Genomic DNA, 17,977 nt, shown 5'->3' on the forward strand with positions numbered 1-17,977 from the left:
ACGCTTGCTTGTTGTTATATAGAGGTAGAGCATAAATAGAAGGGACGAACGGAATGGGCAACGATGAATTATGGATGACGCATCGCAGCGGCACGATCATGCGCGCGTCTGGCAAAACGAAACACGAACCCAAGCACCCTCGCGGCAAAAAAAACAAACACCACACTCCGCTGACGACCGGAAAGATCATAGGGCGACTCGTTATTTTGCTGGCAGTGTGGCTGCTCGCGGTATTGTTGTATCAGATGAATAAGCCTCTGCCGGACGGAATTTCTTACGAAAGCCCGGTCTATCGCACGGACCAGGTCGATTTCTTATACGATTTGACCTACCCGGCGGAGACTCGCGAGTTCACGCAGGACAGGCAAATTTTTGATCGAACCCTCGAAATGATTCAAGAAGCGGAACAGTTCATCGTGATCGACGTGTTTCTTTTCAACGATTATACGCATGAAGGTCAGCAGTATCCGAAGGTCAGCGCCAAACTGGCCAAAACGCTGATCGAACGCAAACAAGCGGTGCCGGAGCTCGATATCGTGTTCATTACGGATGAGGTCAACACCAATTACGGCTCGTCTTCCAACGCGCTGCTGGAAAGCATGAAAAAAGCCGGGATTCGAGTCGTTATCACGGATACCGGTCCGCTGCGCGATTCGACTCCGATCTACTCGGCCGTTTGGCGTACGTTTATTCAATGGTTCGGACAGTCGGGCAACGGTCATATTCCGAATCTGATGGCAAGCGACGGTCCGGATATCACGCTTCGCTCTTACTTGAAGCTGTTGAACGTCAAAGCCAACCATCGCAAAGCCTTTATCACGGAAAAAAGCGCGATCGTCTCCAGCGGCAATATTCATGATGCGAGCGCCTATCATTCCAATGTCGCGTTAGAGGTCGGCGGCCCGATTATCGGCGATCTGCTGAAGGCCGAACAAGCGGTGTTGGACTTCTCCGGCGGCGGCACTCTTCCCGCGTATACGGGCAGCACCGAAGAAGATGCCGGCGCGCCTTACGCGGTACAATATCTGACCGAAGGCAAAGTGCACCGGCATGTACTGGCGGAAATCGACAAAGCTAACGAAGGCGATACGGTATGGATGGGCATGTTTTATCTTGCGGATTACGATGTGATGCAGTCGCTGATCGAGGCATCGAATCGGGGCGCGGAAGTTCGCTTGGTGCTCGATCCCAACGAAAATGCGTTCGGCCGGGACAAGATCGGGATTCCGAACCGCCCCGTCGCCGCCGAGCTGCATGAAAAGTCGCCGGAAGACATTCAGATTCGTTGGTATAACACGACCAAGGAACAATACCATACCAAAATGCTGTTTATCGACCGGACCGAAGGCCAAAGCAGCATCCTGGCCGGTTCGACCAATTTCACCCCGCGCAATCTGAAAGATTATAACCTGGAAAACGAATTGTTCGTGGAAGCGCCGACGGACAGCGAATTGACGGACGACGTGCGCGGCTACTTCGAACGGATCTGGAACAATGACGGCGCCGACTATACGCTGGATCTCGACGAGCATTTGGAAGCGACGACCTGGATCAAAGATATTTTGTACCGGATACAGATGAGGCTCGGATTTACGACGTTTTAAAAATGGCAGGCTGTCTATGGAAATATCAAAAATGCAGTTCGCTCCGATAACGGAACGAGCTGCATTTTTTGTCATGTCCTATGAAATCGAATTTGGATAAACGGCTCTGTTACGATTTAAGATGACTGTCGAAAAACTCGCCGACTTTATCAAGCACGTCGCTCCGGGTTAACATCTCCGCCGTAGAGTGCCCCGTTCCCTCCAGTAAGCAGAATTCGGAAGGAATATCAGCTTGCGTAAGCGCATCATGCAAGATTCGGCTTTGGCGCAAAGGGACGGTCGTGTCCGCATCTCCATGTACGATAAGGAACGGAGGAACTTCGCGACCGTCCAGATAGTGTGTCGGATTGGTGCTGCGCGCAAGCTCCGGCTTCATTCGAATCGTACCGCCGAGCATCAGCGCCATTACAGGCATATGGAACTCGCTTTGGAAATCCAGCTCGATATCGATCGGACCGCTGAAATCGACAACCGCCTGAACGCGCGTAGACTGCTGCAAATCATCGGCGGTCTCGAATTCCGGCGAACCGCCCGTCACGCCGAGCAGCGCCGCGAGCTGCCCTCCTGCGGAATGTCCCCATACGCCGACGCGGCTTCCATCAATCCCGTACTTGTCCGCATTGGCACGCAGGAAACGCAGCGCACTCTTGACATCTTCGATTTGTGCGGGAAAACGAGCTTCATGCGCCAACCGATACTCGATCGCGGCTACCGCATACCCCTGCTCGGCAAAACGAACAAGTTGAGGCAAATTGCGCGCCGAATTACAGCTGACCCAAGCTCCGCCGACAATCCATATAATCAGCGGCGCCGGTCTTTCCGCAGCCGGAAGCAGCAGGTTCATACTGAGCGTCTTGCCTCCTGCAAACCGTGCGAACTGAACATCCGGTACAAGTCGGACAAAAGCTTGGTCCGGCTTGCGCGCCGGCCAGGTTACTTCTCCATTCATGAACACTCTCTCCGTTTCTCTATATCAAATTCTCCAATGACTTGTAACTTTCATTATGTTTATCATAGCATATCCGACCGAGGATCATAAAACCCTTGCCAGTCATGAAAAAAGGTTCTCTTCCAAAAAGATTGGAAAAGAACCTGAACTTCGAATAAATCTCATCAATGCCAAGCTTAAGCCGCTTCTTGCGCCAATCGTCCCGGACCGATCTCTTGCGTCTGTTGACGAGAGATAATGAACAGCACCGACCAGATCAAGATAAAGCCGATCACTTGCGCCGGCGTGACTACCTCGCCGCCGTACAACCAGTTCACCAGCACGCCGACCATGGGGAAGCTCAATTCGGCCAGTGTCGCTACGGAAGCTTTGGTCGTTTTCAAGCCTTTGTAATAAGCCAAAAGGCTGAGCAGACCCGGCAGCAAAGCTTGCAGAAGCAAGTTGACGCCAACCAATGTCAAAGCAACGCCGCCTGCCGGCAAAGCCCAAGCCGCACCTTCGCCGGCTGTGATCGCGAACAACAGCGGCAGAGCCAGAATGAAGCGGAGCGAAGTCACGGTCTCGTATTTCAACTTGCCCACCATATAGCGTCCCATAACCGTCGATCCGCCCCACAGTGCCGCGGCACCCAGAGCAAGCAGGCTTCCCAATTGCATAAACTCGCCTGCATGTCCGAACGGAATCGTGAATCCGAAGGTCAGCAGATACGTACCGCCCAGCGCAACGAGGAACAGCGGACCGAACTGGCGCGGCAGCGATTCTTTCAACATGAAGTGCGCCAAGACGATCGCGAACAACGGTTGAAGCTTTTGCAGCAGAAGTACCGTATTAAAAGCTCCGCCCGCATGCTGCAGAGCCAGCGTGAACATCAAGGTCGCCAGAGCCGAACCGCCCCAGGAAATAAACAACAATGCACCGACTTGACGCAATCCCAGACCCTTCAATTCCGTCCGGTTTTTCCAAAGAATCGGCGCTGCCACCAATCCGATAATGACGTGTTCCAGCAAAACGATCTGCGAAGAAGTCATCGATTCCAGCAGCAAAATCCGGAACAACGGATCGATGCCCCACATGGCCGCACCGAGTACGATCAACCAAAATCCGCTTCCTGCTTTGGAGAAAAAAGAGTTTCCTTTGCCGCCTGTGCTTGCTTGAGTAAAGTCGTTGCGATTGGCTGTTTTCATTTCCCTAGTCTCCTCATCTGAATAAGGGGGATCATACGCGCAAAAAGCCCCGAAGGCCGGAAGATCCGGCGTTCGGGGCGGTTTTTACGTTAATCGAAGGTTCGAGCGGTTCAACAAACACGAAGCAAATATCCTACGGCAGGCTATTTAAATAAACCTACAGTCGGTTCGCACCGGCATGTCTGCGCTTGATCTTCTCCCATCCGGACTGTACCGTCGGCTCTGGAATCGCACCAGATCAGTCCCGATCGTTTGATTGCAAACGATGCGAGAGTCGCGGGCTAGGTTTGCGTCGCAAACCATTACCGCCGGTCGGGAATTTCACCCTACCCCGAAGATCCTTTATTCATTTATTTTTTATAATCTTATTTTAAAACAAATCCAGGCCAAACGCATGTGAAAATTGTCACGATATTCGCACATTTCCCGATATTCGTGAAAATGATCGAGAATAATGTCGGCTTTCGCAAACTTTCATCTGCGTTCAGTCTTTCAAGTCTGGTTTCATCATAAACCATGTTACACACTTTTACAAGCTGCTGAATAAAATAAAGTTAGTTTCCGGGTTGCGTATTCTTTTACGGCGAATTTTCGCTGTCCGTTTCGCCGCTTTCTTCAGGTTCCCATGGATAACTCTTGGTCAAAAATTCGGCCAATGTTCGGCTTGCTTCTCTGCGCTGCTTGCGCATTTCCGCACGGATCGGCGCGCTTTCGTGCAGCTTCCGTTCTTCTTCCGTCTCGGGATATACAGGCGTAACTTCCGTCTTGCGCCCGTGGTCGTCCAGCGCGACAAAGGTCAAAAAAGCCGTCGCCGCAATCTGACGCTCCCCGGTTTTCAGATCCTCGCGAACGACCTTCACGAACGTCTCCATCGAGCTGCGCCCCGTCCAGGTCACGAACGATTCCAACGTCACCGAATCGGTCATGTAGATCGGATACAGAAAATCGACGGAATCCGTCGAAGCCGTAATCGTATTCGCTCTCGACAGCTTCGCTGCCGCGATCGAAGCGATATCGTCAATATACGCCATCAACCTCCCGCCGAACAGCGTCTGATAGCTGTTGACATCGGTCGGAAACACGCGCGCCATTTTATAACTTCTCGTCGTACGAATCGGAATCCCTTTCATCTCTTGCACTTCCTTCTTTGTGTTGATGATCTCGTTTGTCCATTATACGCCTCCGTGAATCAGGCGTACAAATCCGATGCAGCGCGTGGAAGACCCGAGGGCGCTGCGGGGAGAATTCGTTAGCATATGCTTACGATGTGCCTTTCTTTGAAAGGCTTTAGGTCGCTGTCTCAATCGGGAAGCTGGATTGGATTATACAAAGGAGGCTTCCCGATTTCAAAGGCGAACATTTCATTCCTACACGAACTCTCCCCTCCGCTGCGCGGTCTTCCCTAAGCATCGGCTTTTGCCTCGCTCGATCTGTTTTTTTATTTTAAAAAAACAGACGCCGTCTCTTTTTAGACGGCGCCCAGATTTAAAAATGATTTTATATTCCCGGCGAAGCGGATGCGGAGGGAGACATTCAGTGAAAGACGCCTTTGAACGCGGAAAGCCGGAGGATTTCTGCGTGAGACAGCGTCTTGAACGAATTTCTCCCGCAGCGCCTCCCCCAGCTTCTCACGAATAGGAACTCACTTTTTAAAGTTTAATAAAATCAGCCATCGATTGGACGGCCACGGCGCCTGGAGCACCGTGGGACAGCGTGCCGTCGATTTGGCGCGCCCGGAATTCGACGGTTGCTTTTTCGCCCGGGAGAAGGTCGAAGTAGTTGTCGGTGAAGACGCCTTCGGCTTCGGCGGTCAGCCAGACTTGTTTTGCCAAAATATCCGTTTCGAGCGTGATCGTCGTACGGCCTTCGCCGTCGTCGTTACGGGTAATCGCGATATGCGGCGCAGCCAGTTCGATCTCGCGTGCCGGCACGAAATAATGCGTACGCTGGTCGATGACGAGGCCGTTTTGCTCCAGTTCCGCAAGCAGTACCGTACGCTCCGGAATTTCTTCGCCGAGCATTTCCGTAACTTTGACCGAGTGGACTTTTTCCGCGCTGTTGGCTTTGGCTTCGATCGGAAGGACCTGCTCATGAAGCACGTCGCCGCCGAAGCTCAGCAGCCGGAGACGCAGCGATACGGATTCCACTTGTAAATGATCGTTCAGGATATGGAAGTTCAAGTCTTCCCCGTTCGTGCCGTCGATCGAGACGGACAGGTCGCGGAAGCTGCGGCGGGCGTAGTAATGCAGCGCCTTCCAACGGCCGTAGTAGTCGATGCCCGACCAGGAAGCGACCGGCCAGCTGTCGTTCATCTGCCAGTACAACGTCCCCATGCAGTACGGCATGCTGCGGCGGTGCGCTTCGATCGCGGATTTCATGGCTTCGGCTTGCAGCACCTGGCTCATGTACAGGAACGAAACGAAGTCTTTCGGCTCCGGCAGGTATTTGTCCATGTATTCCTTGATCAGGAAGTTGCCGCGCCCGTTCTTCTGGTGCGCCAGCATGATCTTCGAATCCAGCTGAAGCGCGTCTTCCGGTGCATATTGCAGGACCGACTTGTGTTCCGGGAACGATTGGAAACCGTATTCGCTCATGAAGCGGCCGATGTATTTGTTATAGTTCTCGAACGGCTCCGAATTGTGCCATACGCCCCAATAGTGAATATCGCCTTCCGACGTGCCCGGGTGCGCGTGCTGCTTCTCGTCATTGCTGAGCGAGACGAGCGGCGAAGAAGGCCAGTACTCTGCGCCAGGTGCCATTTTCGAGATCGCGGTCGGAAGCAGACGGTGGAAGATCGCTTCATAGTCCGCCCAGATGCTGTTTTGCTGCTCCTTGGTATAGTCCTTTTTCCAGCCCCAACCGCCGTCCGGAATGTAGTGCGCCCATGCGGAGTCGATCTCGTTGTTGCCGCACCACAGCACGATACTCGGGTGATTGCGCAGACGAAGAAGGTTGTCTTCCGCTTCATGGCGCACGCTTTCCAGGAAATCTTCGTCGCCCGGATACATGCTGCACGCGAACATGAAGTCCTGCCAGACCATGATGCCGTACTCGTCGCACAGCTCGTAGAAGTCGTCCTCCTCGTAGATCCCGCCGCCCCAAACGCGCAGCATATTCATGTTCGCTTCGGCCGCCGAGACGATCTCGTAGCGATAACGCTCGCGGGTCACGTCCGTCTCGAAGTTATCGTTCGGAATGTGGTTCGCGCCTTTCGCGAAGACCGGAACACCGTTCAGCTCAATATAGAAGGACGCGCCCGCACCGTCTTTTTCCCGCTTCAGCTTGACGCTTCGCAGGCCGGTACGCACGCTTTTCTCGGCGCTGAGCGATTCGCCTTCCAAAATCCCTGCGGTAAAGGTGTACAGATGCGCGTCGCCCAGACCTCTCGACCACCATAGCTTCGGATCGTCGACTTCGAATTCGAAGCGGATCGTATTTTCGCCGCGGCTAATTTGCTCGGTGCGATCAATGTCCAAACCTTCCGCCGAGATGCGCAGACGCCCTTCGAAGTCGCGGTCCGATTCTACGGTTACGATCGCGGTCAGCTTCGCTTTGGACGCCGTGACTTCATTTTGACGGATAAACAGGTCGGTAATGCGCTGCCCGGTCCAAGCTTCCAGACGGACCGCACGCCAGATACCGCTCGTGACAAAACGCGGGCCCCAATCCCATCCGTAGTGATAAGGGGCTTTGCGCGCAAAGATACTGACCCGCTTATCGCCGAGGCCGCCCAGCTCCGATTGGTCGTTGGACGCAGGCAGTGCGTAACCCAGCTTCTCCAGCTTCGGCAGATCTTCGTTGATCGGTGAACGGAAAAGGATACGCAGCGTGTTTTCTCCGTCTTTCAGATGCGTCTTGACCGGTACATTCCAAGTACGGAACATATTATCGGCCGACAAGATGCGTTCGCCGTTCAGTTCCACGTCAGCGTAGGTGTCCAGACCGTCGAACACGAGGCTGATATTGTCCTGGCGAAGCAGCTCGGAAGGTGCGGTGAAGGTCGTCTCGTAGACCCAGTCCTGCTTGTCGATCCACTGCAAATCATGTTCGTTTGTTCCGTAGTACGGGTCCGGAATTTTGTTGTTTCGATACAGATCGCTATGCACGCAGCCCGGTACGACGGCCGGCAGCCGTTCGTTTTCTCCTGAAGCTGCAAACGTCCACTCTTTCAATTCCCATTTGATTTCGTTCACGATGTTTTCCCCCAATACTGAAAGTGTAACCGCTTTTAATTTCCATCAACACCGTATCATTCTCCGCACTAAATTTCAATATAATCTCGTTTTTTTATATCATTTTTATTTTTTTAGGAAAACAAAATTTCATATTTTGATTTTTGTTAGGTTCGTTAGCAAAAGAAAATCCCTGCCGTATACGGTCAGGGTTTTCCGTGCGGTGCTTGATATGCTTGCAAACCTCTAATGCCTTGTGAACGCTAAAAGTAAGGTTGCGTCCGAATGAAAGGTACCTGAAGCGTGTGCGTTTCATTCGGACGTAATCCTCTGATTAAGAGTTGACAAGGTATTACTTGCGCGGCTCGGCCGTCGTGCAGCGAACGATGAGATTCGACGGTTCCGTCACGACGGAAGGCGCGAAGTCGCTGTTTTCGATCATTGCGATCAAGTTCTCAATCGCATGCGAGCCGATCGACGGAATGTTTTGGTTCACCGTGGTCAGTGCAGGACTGAAAATTTCCGAATAATACGTATTGTCGAAACCGATCACCGAAATATCTTCTGGCACGGACAGGCCGTTTCGATGAATGACATTGATTGCGCCGAACGCCATCATGTCCGACGTGCAAACGACGGCGGTCGGGCGTTCTTTCAGCGTCAACAGGTCATTCATCGCGATCGTGCCGCCTTCCATGGAATAGTCGCTGACGCGCACGTAATCCGGGTGGACCGGCAGCTTATGCTTCTTCATGCCTTCCGTGAATCCTTCGTGGCGCAGCGAGCCGACGGCATTGTCCAGCTTGCCCGAGATAAACGCGATGCGCGAGTGTCCCAGCTGCGCGAGATGCTCCACGGCCTGCATGATTCCCGCTTTGTTTTCCGTCGTGATATATCCGGCGCGGCGGCCGCGAATGTCCGCGTCGACGAACATCGTCGGAATATCGGAATCGAGCAATTCTTCAAGATGCGGATCGTTTCGCGCCACGCCGAAGCCGACCACGCCGTCCACGTTCCGGCTGAGGCAGTGCTCGACGAACGAATATCCCGGATCGTCGAAACGCGTGGACAACAGGACCAAATCGTAACCGCTGTTTTGCAGCGCCGTCTTGATCCCTTCGAGCAGCTCCGAGACGAACGGATTTTTGAACGAATTGGTCACGAAAACGCCGACGGTCCAGGAACGGCCTTTCACCAATCCCCTTGCAGCCACGTTAGGATGATATTTAAGCTCTTTGATCGTTTGGCTGACTTTTTTGCGCGTTTTATCGCTCACATCCGGATAGTTGTTGATTACCTTGGAAACGGTTGCGACTGAAACTCCCGCTTCTTTGGCCACGTCATGAATCGAAGCCATTTTTTTACCTCCTTCGCGGTCGGATTGTACAATTTTGCGACGCCCCGTCCGGAAACCCATGTTTTTTCCTTCTATTATATATAGGTGTCGTTTGCGCGACAAGCTTTTTTGCCAACCGACTGCTTTAAGGGTATGATAAGATATTGAATTCAGGCAATTTGCGACATAAAAGGAGTCAGACAGATGGCTGTGAAGTATGAAACGGAGTTGTATCCGCCGCTCAAATCGTTCTTCGAAGCACGAGGGTACTCGGTCAAGAGCGAAGTCCGTCACTGCGACCTGGTCGGTTACCTCGAAGGCGAAGAACGTCCGCTGATCGTGGAGATGAAACGAACGTTTACGCTTGAATTGCTGCTTCAGGGAGCCGATCGCCAGCGTACCGGCGGGCTGGTTTATTTGGCCGTGGAGCGCAATCGAGCAAAAAAAGGGGCCCATAATCAGAGATTCGGCGAAATTGCGCTGCTCTGCGGACGATTGGGGATCGGACTGATCGTCGTTACCTTTTACAAATCCAAAACTCCGTTCGTCGAAGTGCTTTGCGAAGCAGGCGATGCTCCCGGCAAGACAGGCAAACTCTTCGGGAAAAAGGCCAAACGGCTGCGCACGGAGTTCGATGCCCGCAGCGGAGACCACAACACCGGCGGTTCGACCCGACGAAAAATCGTGACCGCTTACCGGGAAAATGCGCTGAAAGTCGCTCGGCAGCTGTGGATGTTCGGCGAAGCGTCCCCCGTCATGCTGAAAGAAGCCAGCGGCGTAGGCAAAGCGGCTGCCGTGCTTCAAGCTAATTACTACGGCTGGTTCGAACGGGTATCCCGCGGTCGTTACAAATTGACGGAGACGGGTCTCGCCGCGCTCGACGAGTATGCGACCGTCGTATCGGCCTGGCCCGAGAAATAGGAAAAACCGGCTGCACGCTTTGCAATGAAAATTGAAAGCTTCGGTTTCAAATCGGACAAAAGGGCTTTTGCGAAATAAAACCCTCCATGATAGAATGAAAACTGAAATTTGAGGCTCTGCCTTTTTTAAATCATTAATGAGGTGATGGAATGAAAGCTTCAACGGGACCTACCTCCGCCCCGTCCCGCAGCACGAAAAAGGGCAGGCTTTCAGCCAGATGGTTTTTGCTGGTATGGGTCGTTCTGATCGCCCTTTTCGTTTATGCCGCTTACGAGTACAGCCAAAGGCTGCAAGCCCAGACCGTTGCTGCTTTAGAGCAGCAAACACAGGCTCAAATGGCCGATCTTCGAGCCGATTACGAAAAGCAGCTTGCCGCCCTGAATACGGACTTGAACAAGCAAATCGCTGCGCTGCAAAGCAAAGTGGACTCGTTCAACGAGCTGCTAACTTTTACAAAAGATAATGCGAGCAACAAAACCGATAACAGCAACAAGCTCTACACGCAGTTGGACGAGGTCAAAACCCAACTGAACGCACTTCAGAAGAAAATGGATCTGCTGAAATGACGCGCGTCCAACACGTGAATCGCTTCTTCCTGATCCTGGCGGCTCCGGCAATCGGCCTGTTGCTGTGCCTGTTGCTGTTTCCGCCGCAGCTCGACTTGCAGCTTGATACCCAGGCCTACAAGTCCGAGAGCAGGGTAAGCGTTTCTTCGGCTAAACTGCTGCAAGACCTGGATACGGCAGAAATCAGCGCCAAATCGACTTCCGACTCGCTGCAGCAGACTTTGAACCTGTACAACCAGACGACGCAAACGATGTCTTCGATCGTGCAGAAAGCGTCCATTCAAGCGAGCCGGCCCGAAAATATTTACGACAAACGTATCCGTTCCAAGCTGGGACTGCCGGTAGAGACGGTCGATAGCGACAAGATCCGGGTTGAGTTGTTCCGCGTCAATGCCGTCACTTACAAAGGCTATGCGATGAAAGTAAAGCTGAAAGACCCTTCCGCGATGCGCATGAGTCTGGCGGGCGAGACGCTCGGAAGCTCGGAGACGACGCTCAAAGCCGTACAACGGCACGGCGCGATCGCAGGCATCAATGCAGGCGGATTCGCGGACCAAGACGGCAAACGTTATCCGCTCAGCACAACGATGATGGACGGCCAGTATCTGACCGGATTCCAGTCCAGCTTCAAAGATCTATACTTTGTCGGACTCAACGGTTCCGGCAAGCTGATCGGCGGCAAATTCGATCGTCAGGATCAGCTCGATAAGCTCCGGCCGCAATTCGGCGCTTCATTCGTGCCGATTCTGCTCAAAGACGGCAAGAAGACGGCGATTCCGGCAAAATGGAAAGCTTCTCCGAAGCGCGCCCCGCGTACGATCATCGGCAGCTACAAAGATGACCAGTTGATTATCTTCGTGATCGACGGCTATAACGAAGGCGGCGGTTCCGGCGCAACGCTGGAAGAGATTCAAGGCCAGCTGTACAAAATCGGCGTCATCAATGCGTACAATCTCGATGGCGGCGGTTCATCTTCGCTCGTGATGAACGGCCGCGTCGTGAACCATCCTTCGGACGGCACGTTACGCCCTGTGCCGACCAACTTTTTGTTCTTCGAATAACTTCGCCCGACAAGTAAAGATCGGTTATAAAAAAAGAGCCCAAGGGCTCTTTTTTTGCATGATACGGATGTTTTCAATGCCGCTCAGCCATGTTTGGGAAGATGCATCATGTCGACCACGCAAGCTCCGCAGATATAACGATCCTTAAACTCGCTGACTTCATCGATAGAACCGCAGAACACGCATTTCGGACGGTAACGCTCCAAAATGATATGATCTCCCTGGACCAAAATTTCGACCGGATCGCCTTCGTTCATTTGGTATCTTTTTCTCAGCGATTTCGGGAGGACGATACGTCCCAATTGGTCGACTTTCCGGACTACTCCAGCAGGTTTCATGATTGAAAACACCTCTTCTGTTTTTAGTTTGCTGTTTCTGCCCCACCTGCAGAAATGATTCTGCAAACCCAACACTAGATATTCGAGGCTCGATTACGAATTCCTTCTTGTTGAGCAAAAAAAAGAAACGTTGGTTAATTATCGGTTTTTTATCTAATCAAGCAATCATTTCATATCCGGAAAATCCAACTGCCGCAGCGCTTCATAAAGCATGATCGCTACCGAATTGGAAAGGTTCAACGAACGAACGTGCTCGGTACGCATCGGCAGGCGGATCGAGGTGTCCGGATTCGCGGCGATCAGTTCAGGGGGCAGCCCTTTGGTTTCTTTGCCGAAAACGAGGAAATCCCCGTCACGGAATTGAACGTCGCTGTAGCGTTTGGTCGCTTTCGTCGTCGCGTAGAAAAAGCGGCCTTCCGGATATTTTTCCTGAAGCTCGGCAAACGAGTCATGATACTCCAGTTTGACGGAAGGCCAGTAATCCAGACCCGCGCGTTTAAGCGAAGCGTCGTCCGTGCGGAAGCCGAGCGGACGCACCAGATGCAGATGAGTGTCCGTCGCGGCGCAAGTTCGTGAAATATTACCGGTATTCGCCGGGATTTCCGGTTCAACCAATACGATATGCAAAGCCATAAGTGTATTCACTCCGTTTCGAAAAATAAGACTAATAACATTCGATGCTTCTATTAGATGCATAGATGCACGCAGAAAAGCCGCCCGAAGGTTGGGCGGCTTTTCCGTCTCTTCTTTTCTATAGTACCCGAATCGCCTGTTTAAGGGAAGATTATAACGTTAACCGTTACGTTTTTGGAAATCGCTCATGAAGTCGACAAGCGCCGCTACGCTTGCGTGAGGAACGGCATTGTAGATCGAAGCGCGCAGGCCGCCGACGCTGCGATGGCCTTTCAGGCCGACAAAACCTTGCTGTTCGCTCTCTTTGGCAAAAGCCTTCTCCAGTTCTTCCGAGCCCAAACGGAACGTTACGTTCATGATCGAACGGCTATCCGTTTGCGCAACGCCGCTGTAGAATCCGCCGCTGCCGTCGATTGCATCATACAGCAGCTTGGCTTTCGCATTGTTCTTCTCTTGCACGCCTTCCAAGCCGCCTTGTTCTTCGATCCAGCGCAGCGTCTGATTGACCATATAAATGGAGAAAGACGGCGGCGTGTTGTACAGCGAATTGTTCGACAGATGCGTACTGTAGCGGAACACGGTCGGAATGTTCTTCGCTTCCCGAGCCAGCAGTTCTTCCTTGGCAATCACGACGGTTACGCCGGACGGACCGAGGTTTTTTTGAGCGCCCGCATAAATCATGCCGAACTTCTCGATATCGAGCGGACGGCAGAAGATGTCGCTGGACAGATCCGCGATCAACGGCACGCTGCCCGTATCCGGATATTCCGCGAACTGCGTGCCTTCGATCGTCTCGTTCGACGTAATATGCACATAAGCGGCATTCTCGCGCACTTCGATTTCGCTTTGCGAAGGCATGCGCGTGAACTTGTCGCCTTCGGCCGAAGCGGCGGTATAAATATCTCCGATCAGCTTCGCTTCTTTAGCGGCTTTGGAAGCCCAGCTCCCGGTCATCACGTAACCCGCCGTTTTCCCTGCCGTCAACAGGTTCATCGGAATCGTTGCGAACTGCGTGCTGGCTCCGCCTTGAAGGAAAAGCGTCTTGTAGCCGGAAGGATTGCCCAGCAGTTTCAGCAAGCGTTCCTGCGCTTCGTTATGTACGCTCTCGTACACGGCTCCACGGTGGGACATTTCCATGATCGACATGCCCGTACCCTGAAATTCCACAAATTCCGCCTGCGCGCGCTCCAATACTTCGAGCGGCAATGCAGCCGGCCCCGCATTAAAGTTGTAAGCCCGTTTGCCCATGAATCAAATGCCCCCTCAAGCCCATAATTTAGGGTTAATCATAACAGCAATCTAACATTACTTCAAGTAAAACTATGACGCGATAAAGCGATAACGAGTCGTTTTTTTCAAGCTGTACTCTTTTCGTCAAAAACCGTTATTCGTTCGTGTTTTTAGGTTTTTCACAAAATAATTTCGCAAAACCATTGACTGGAAGTAAATCGCCTTATATACTTCAATAGTCCTATACCATTATTCCTACTATCTTGTTTATTCAAAAGGAGACCCGACATGCAAACCGTCAACAAACGTGCCTGGGGCTATGCCGCTTTATTCCTCGTTTTAGCTTTGGCCGAAATTCCGCTGCGCAATATCCAATGGCAGGGCGGAACCGTTCTGCATACTTCGATGGAGATCATGGCGACGATGCTCGCCGGCTTTATCGGTATTCTTGCCCTTGTGTACTACTATACGCAAAACCGGACGTCCATGCTGCTGATCGGCAGCGGCTTTCTCGGTACGGCTTTGCTTGACGGTTATCATGCGATCGTCACCTCTTCCTTTTTCGCGGATATGTTCCCGTCGGTCTCTTCTTCGCTCGTCGCTTGGAGCTGGCTGGCTTCGCGCATCTTTCTGTCGGTGCTGCTTGTACTGGCTTGGCTGCTGTGGAATCGGCGCGAAGAACAAGCCGCCGAACGCCGACGCACCGAAGGTCTCGTTTACGGCATGACCGCGCTGCTGACGCTGGCCTGCTTCCTGTTCTTCATTTTCGTTCCGCTTCCGAAAGCTTACGTCGAAGGCGGATTCGTCGGACGCCCTCAAGAAATCGTTCCGGGACTGCTTTTCCTGGTCGCGTTGTACGGGCATTTGAAGCTCGGCCATTGGAAAACGCGTCATTTTGAGCACTGGCTCATCTTGTCAATCATTACCGCGGCTTTGACGCAGCTCGGCTTCATGTCGTTTTCGCATGCTTCCTATGACGTCAACTTCGACCTGGCCCATTTATTGAAAAAAGTCAGCTATATTCTTGTTTTGATCGGCCTGCTGGTCAGCATGTACTTCCAATTCAAGCGCGCTGAAGCCAGTACGGATATTTTGCGTCAAAAGCAGCAGCTCGAACAGATCATGATCCAGGCAGGCAGCGCTTCGGACCGTATCGTGCATATGGCCGCCGAGCTGTCCGACTTGCAAAATCAAAGCAAAGAAATGAACAGCCGAATCGTGTCCGCCATGCAAGACATCGCGCATCATTCGCTGCTTCAATCGCAAGGAACGCTGGAAAGCTCGGCGGCGATCAACGAGATTTCGCAGGGCATCATGCATGTGGCGGAAATGAGCGGCGACGTGTCCGAGCAGGCCAAAACGACGACCCGGCAATCGCAGATCGGCGCACAGTCGATCCGGGAATCGATAGCGCAGATGCAGCAGATCCGGGAAAAAGTCGATACGTCTTCGGCTTCGATCGACGAGTTGGACACGATGTCCGAACAGATTTCTTCGATCATCGGCTTTATCCGCGACGTGGCTTCGCAAACGCAGCTTCTGGCGCTGAACGCCGCGATCGAAGCTGCGCATGCCGGCGAACACGGACGCGGTTTCGAAGTGGTGGCGACGGAAGTGCGAAAACTGTCCGAAGAAACCGGCGGCGCCGTGCAGCAGATCGAGCAGGTCGTATCCGATATCCGTCAGCGGATCAGCCGTTCTTCGGCGGACATGACGTCGATCACCAAAGAAGTCGAAGCCGGAATGAGCCGGATGGAAAACAACGAAGCGCAGTTCCGCGGCATTCTTCAGGCGACGGAACGCTCGGAAATGCAGATTCAAAGCGTGAGCGCATCGGCGGAAGAAATTTCGGCAGGCGCGCAGCAGGTGAATTCCTCGATGGAAGAACTCAGCCGATTATCGAAGCTGTCCGAAGAAGAAGCCGGCAAAATCGCGCAAATGAATCAAAGCTATGCCGCTTCGCTTGAACGCTTCTCGGAGTTGATCGAGGATCTGAACCGCATGTCGGCCGAGCTCAAGTCGGCGACGGAAGGCTGAGAAGCAAGGCGAGGCCTGCATCGGCCGAATACATTAACGAACGACCCCGTTTCCGTATAAGCGGAAACAGGGTCGTTTTTTTCACGTCGCGCGCTTGAGCGAAATCGGCGCACGAGTGCCGCGTTTGCCCAGTACTCCGTACCCGATAAAGGTAAGGTTACGCTCGTTCGAAACGCAAACCTACTGTTTGAGGTGGTGCAGAGTACTAGGGCTGAGCGAAAAAAAGCCTCTATCCTTTTACCGGATAGAGGCTTTTTGCCGTATTTGCTTTCACGGAACGAATTCGCGGCGGATTAGCAATCGTAGTACAGGCTGTACTCGTGCGGATGAACGCGAATCGATACTTGCTTCGCTTCCGCGCGCTTGAAGGCGATATAGTTCGCGATGAAGTCTTCGGAGAAGACGCCGCCTTCAGTCAGGAACGCGCTGTCCGCTTCGAGCGAATCCAGTGCTTCTTCCAGGGAACCCGGAACGCTGCGGATTTGGGATTTCTCTTCGTCCGGCAGATCGTACAGATTCTTGTCGGCAGGACCGTAGCCCAGCTCAACCGGATTGATTTTCTTTTTGATTCCGTCAAGGCCCGCCATCAGCATGGCCGAGAAAGCAAGGTAAGGGTTAGCGGTGGAGTCCGGCGTACGGAACTCGATGCGACAGCCCTTAGGCGTCACGGCAGCAACCGGGATACGAACAGCCGCCGAGCGGTTACCTTTCGAGAACACCAGGTTAACCGGAGCTTCGTAGCCCGGAACCAGACGCTTGAACGAATTCGTGCTCGGGTTCGTCAATGCGATCAGCGCCGGAGCGTGGTACAAGATGCCGCCGATATAGTTCAGCGCCATTTCGCTCAGGTTCGCGTAGCCGCCTTTTTCGTAGAACAAAGGCTCGCCGTCTTTGAAGATCGATTGGTGAACGTGCATGCCGCTGCCGTTGTCGCCGAAGAGCGGTTTAGGCATAAACGTAGCCGTTTTGCCGTATTGGCGAGCCGTGTTGTGCACGATATATTTGTATTTGAGCAGGTTGTCTGCCGTTTTCTTCAATGTGTCGAAACGGAAGTTGATTTCCGCTTGGCCGGCCGTCGCCACTTCGTGGTGGTGACGTTCGATCACGAGACCCGCTTCTTCGAGCAGACGGCACATTTCGCTGCGGATATCCTGTTGGCTGTCGACCGGAGCGACCGGCACGTAGCCGCCTTTGACGCCTACTTTGAAGCCCAGGTTGCCGCCTTCTTCTTGGCGGTTCGTGTTCCACGCCGCTTCTTCGGAATCCACGGAGTACGAAGAACTGTTCATTCCGCTGTGGTAACGAACGTCGTCGAAGATGAAGAACTCGGATTCAGGCGCGAAGAACGCGTCGGAACCTACGCCGCTCGCCTGCATGAAAGCTTCGGCTTTCTCTGCGATGCCGCGCGGGTCGCGGTCGTAATGTTCGCCGTCCGGCGTATAGATGTTGCACATAATGTTCAATGTTGGATGAGCGGTGAAAGCGTCGATGTATACCGATTCCGTATCCGGCATCATGACCATATCCGACTCTTCGATACCGCGGAAGCCCGGAATCGACGATCCGTCGAAGGCTACGCCGTTTTCAAAAGTTTCTTCTTCAACCGCACTTGCAGGGACCGAAATGTGATGAGTTTTGCCTGACAGATCCACGAAACGGAAATCAACCCACTCGATGTTGTTCTCCTGAATAAGCTTCAATACTTTTTCTACCGACATGTCACTTTCCTCCCAAATTTCCGAACATTGAACGGATATGCGTTATGAAACGTTCATGCTCTTTTTTCGCTGTCGTCATTATAAAACGGCACTATTTAGCAGTCAATACTCATGTCAGGTATTTTTTATGGCAATGTAAGTTATGCTCACACTTTGGTGAAATTTAAAGGTGTTTGAAACAAAAGCCCGACATCGACCACAAATAGCGGCACGACGCGGGCTTTCTCG

14 protein-coding genes and 1 riboswitch are annotated in these 17,977 nt (G+C 52.8%); of the genes, 5 read left to right on the forward strand and 9 right to left on the reverse strand.

Translation table 11 applies throughout. The features are described from left to right. Positions 1 to 98: 98 nt before the first annotated feature. Positions 99 to 1,604, forward strand: coding sequence for a phospholipase D family protein (locus tag HRQ63_RS08285; RefSeq protein WP_371873244.1), 1,506 nt, complete (start codon positions 99 to 101; stop codon positions 1,602 to 1,604). Between the two features lie 109 nt (positions 1,605 to 1,713). Here HRQ63_RS08285 and HRQ63_RS08290 read toward each other — a convergent pair whose 3' ends face one another. The 5 genes from HRQ63_RS08290 to HRQ63_RS08310 form a co-directional block, all read right to left on the reverse strand. Further along, the gene (locus HRQ63_RS08290; protein WP_172241807.1) at positions 1,714 to 2,553 is read right to left on the reverse strand and encodes an alpha/beta hydrolase; all 840 of its coding nucleotides are present in this window, start codon (positions 2,551 to 2,553) and stop codon (positions 1,714 to 1,716) included. 176 nt (positions 2,554 to 2,729) lie between these two features. After that, positions 2,730 to 3,737, reverse strand: coding sequence for a DMT family transporter (locus tag HRQ63_RS08295; protein ID WP_172241810.1), 1,008 nt, complete (start codon positions 3,735 to 3,737; stop codon positions 2,730 to 2,732). A 187-nt stretch (positions 3,738 to 3,924) separates the two neighbouring features. Then, positions 3,925 to 4,080: riboswitch (FMN riboswitch) on the reverse strand. A 235-nt stretch (positions 4,081 to 4,315) separates the two neighbouring features. After that, positions 4,316 to 4,867, reverse strand: coding sequence for an acyl-CoA thioesterase (locus tag HRQ63_RS08300; RefSeq protein ID WP_172241812.1), 552 nt, complete (start codon positions 4,865 to 4,867; stop codon positions 4,316 to 4,318). 519 nt (positions 4,868 to 5,386) lie between these two features. Continuing rightward, a complete protein-coding gene (locus HRQ63_RS08305; RefSeq protein ID WP_172241814.1) occupies positions 5,387 to 7,930 on the reverse strand; it encodes a beta-mannosidase in 2,544 nt (847 codons plus the stop codon). 331 nt (positions 7,931 to 8,261) lie between these two features. Continuing rightward, positions 8,262 to 9,266 (reverse strand): LacI family DNA-binding transcriptional regulator, encoded by a 1,005-nt coding sequence (locus tag HRQ63_RS08310; RefSeq protein ID WP_172241817.1) that lies wholly within the window; start codon positions 9,264 to 9,266, stop codon positions 8,262 to 8,264. A gap of 183 nt (positions 9,267 to 9,449) precedes the next feature. Between HRQ63_RS08310 and HRQ63_RS08315 the strand changes: the two genes are divergently transcribed. The 3 genes from HRQ63_RS08315 to HRQ63_RS08325 all read left to right on the forward strand — a co-directional run bounded on the left by HRQ63_RS08315 (position 9,450) and on the right by HRQ63_RS08325 (position 11,793). After that, entirely contained in the window at positions 9,450 to 10,166 is a 717-nt protein-coding gene (locus tag HRQ63_RS08315; protein WP_172241820.1) for a DUF2161 family putative PD-(D/E)XK-type phosphodiesterase, read from the forward strand. Between the two features lie 149 nt (positions 10,167 to 10,315). Further along, positions 10,316 to 10,732: a hypothetical protein gene (locus HRQ63_RS08320; RefSeq protein WP_172241824.1), complete on the forward strand. Its 417-nt coding sequence runs from the start codon at positions 10,316 to 10,318 to the stop codon at positions 10,730 to 10,732. Then, positions 10,729 to 11,793: a phosphodiester glycosidase family protein gene (locus HRQ63_RS08325; protein ID WP_172241827.1), complete on the forward strand. Its 1,065-nt coding sequence runs from the start codon at positions 10,729 to 10,731 to the stop codon at positions 11,791 to 11,793. Before HRQ63_RS08320 ends, HRQ63_RS08325 begins: the two co-directional genes overlap by 4 nt. A gap of 83 nt (positions 11,794 to 11,876) precedes the next feature. Here the strand turns inward: HRQ63_RS08325 and HRQ63_RS08330 are convergent, their stop codons facing one another. The 3 genes from HRQ63_RS08330 to serC all read right to left on the reverse strand — a co-directional run bounded on the left by HRQ63_RS08330 (position 11,877) and on the right by serC (position 14,012). Beyond that, on the reverse strand, positions 11,877 to 12,131 hold the full coding sequence (locus HRQ63_RS08330) for an AbrB/MazE/SpoVT family DNA-binding domain-containing protein (RefSeq protein WP_037283097.1): 255 nt from the start codon (positions 12,129 to 12,131) through the stop codon (positions 11,877 to 11,879). Between the two features lie 165 nt (positions 12,132 to 12,296). Next, positions 12,297 to 12,764, reverse strand: a complete 468-nt coding sequence (gene trmL / locus HRQ63_RS08335) for a tRNA (uridine(34)/cytosine(34)/5-carboxymethylaminomethyluridine(34)-2'-O)-methyltransferase TrmL (protein ID WP_172241830.1) — start codon at positions 12,762 to 12,764, stop codon at positions 12,297 to 12,299. 159 nt (positions 12,765 to 12,923) lie between these two features. After that, positions 12,924 to 14,012 (reverse strand): 3-phosphoserine/phosphohydroxythreonine transaminase, encoded by a 1,089-nt coding sequence (serC, locus tag HRQ63_RS08340; protein WP_172241833.1) that lies wholly within the window; start codon positions 14,010 to 14,012, stop codon positions 12,924 to 12,926. A 270-nt stretch (positions 14,013 to 14,282) separates the two neighbouring features. Here serC and HRQ63_RS08345 point away from each other — a divergent pair, with 270 nt between their 5' ends. Then, positions 14,283 to 16,031 carry a methyl-accepting chemotaxis protein gene (locus HRQ63_RS08345; protein WP_172241836.1) on the forward strand — a complete coding sequence of 583 codons (1,749 nt, stop codon included), beginning with the start codon at positions 14,283 to 14,285 and terminating at the stop codon, positions 16,029 to 16,031. A 293-nt stretch (positions 16,032 to 16,324) separates the two neighbouring features. On the opposite strand, the gene glnA is transcribed toward HRQ63_RS08345, so the two are convergent. After that, positions 16,325 to 17,749, reverse strand: a complete 1,425-nt coding sequence (glnA, locus tag HRQ63_RS08350; RefSeq protein WP_172241839.1) for a type I glutamate--ammonia ligase — start codon at positions 17,747 to 17,749, stop codon at positions 16,325 to 16,327. Positions 17,750 to 17,977: the final 228 nt, after the last annotated feature.

Origin of the sequence: Saccharibacillus endophyticus, assembly GCF_013185185.1 — a bacterium.
In the GTDB taxonomy this organism is placed as follows: domain Bacteria; phylum Bacillota; class Bacilli; order Paenibacillales; family Paenibacillaceae; genus Saccharibacillus; species Saccharibacillus endophyticus.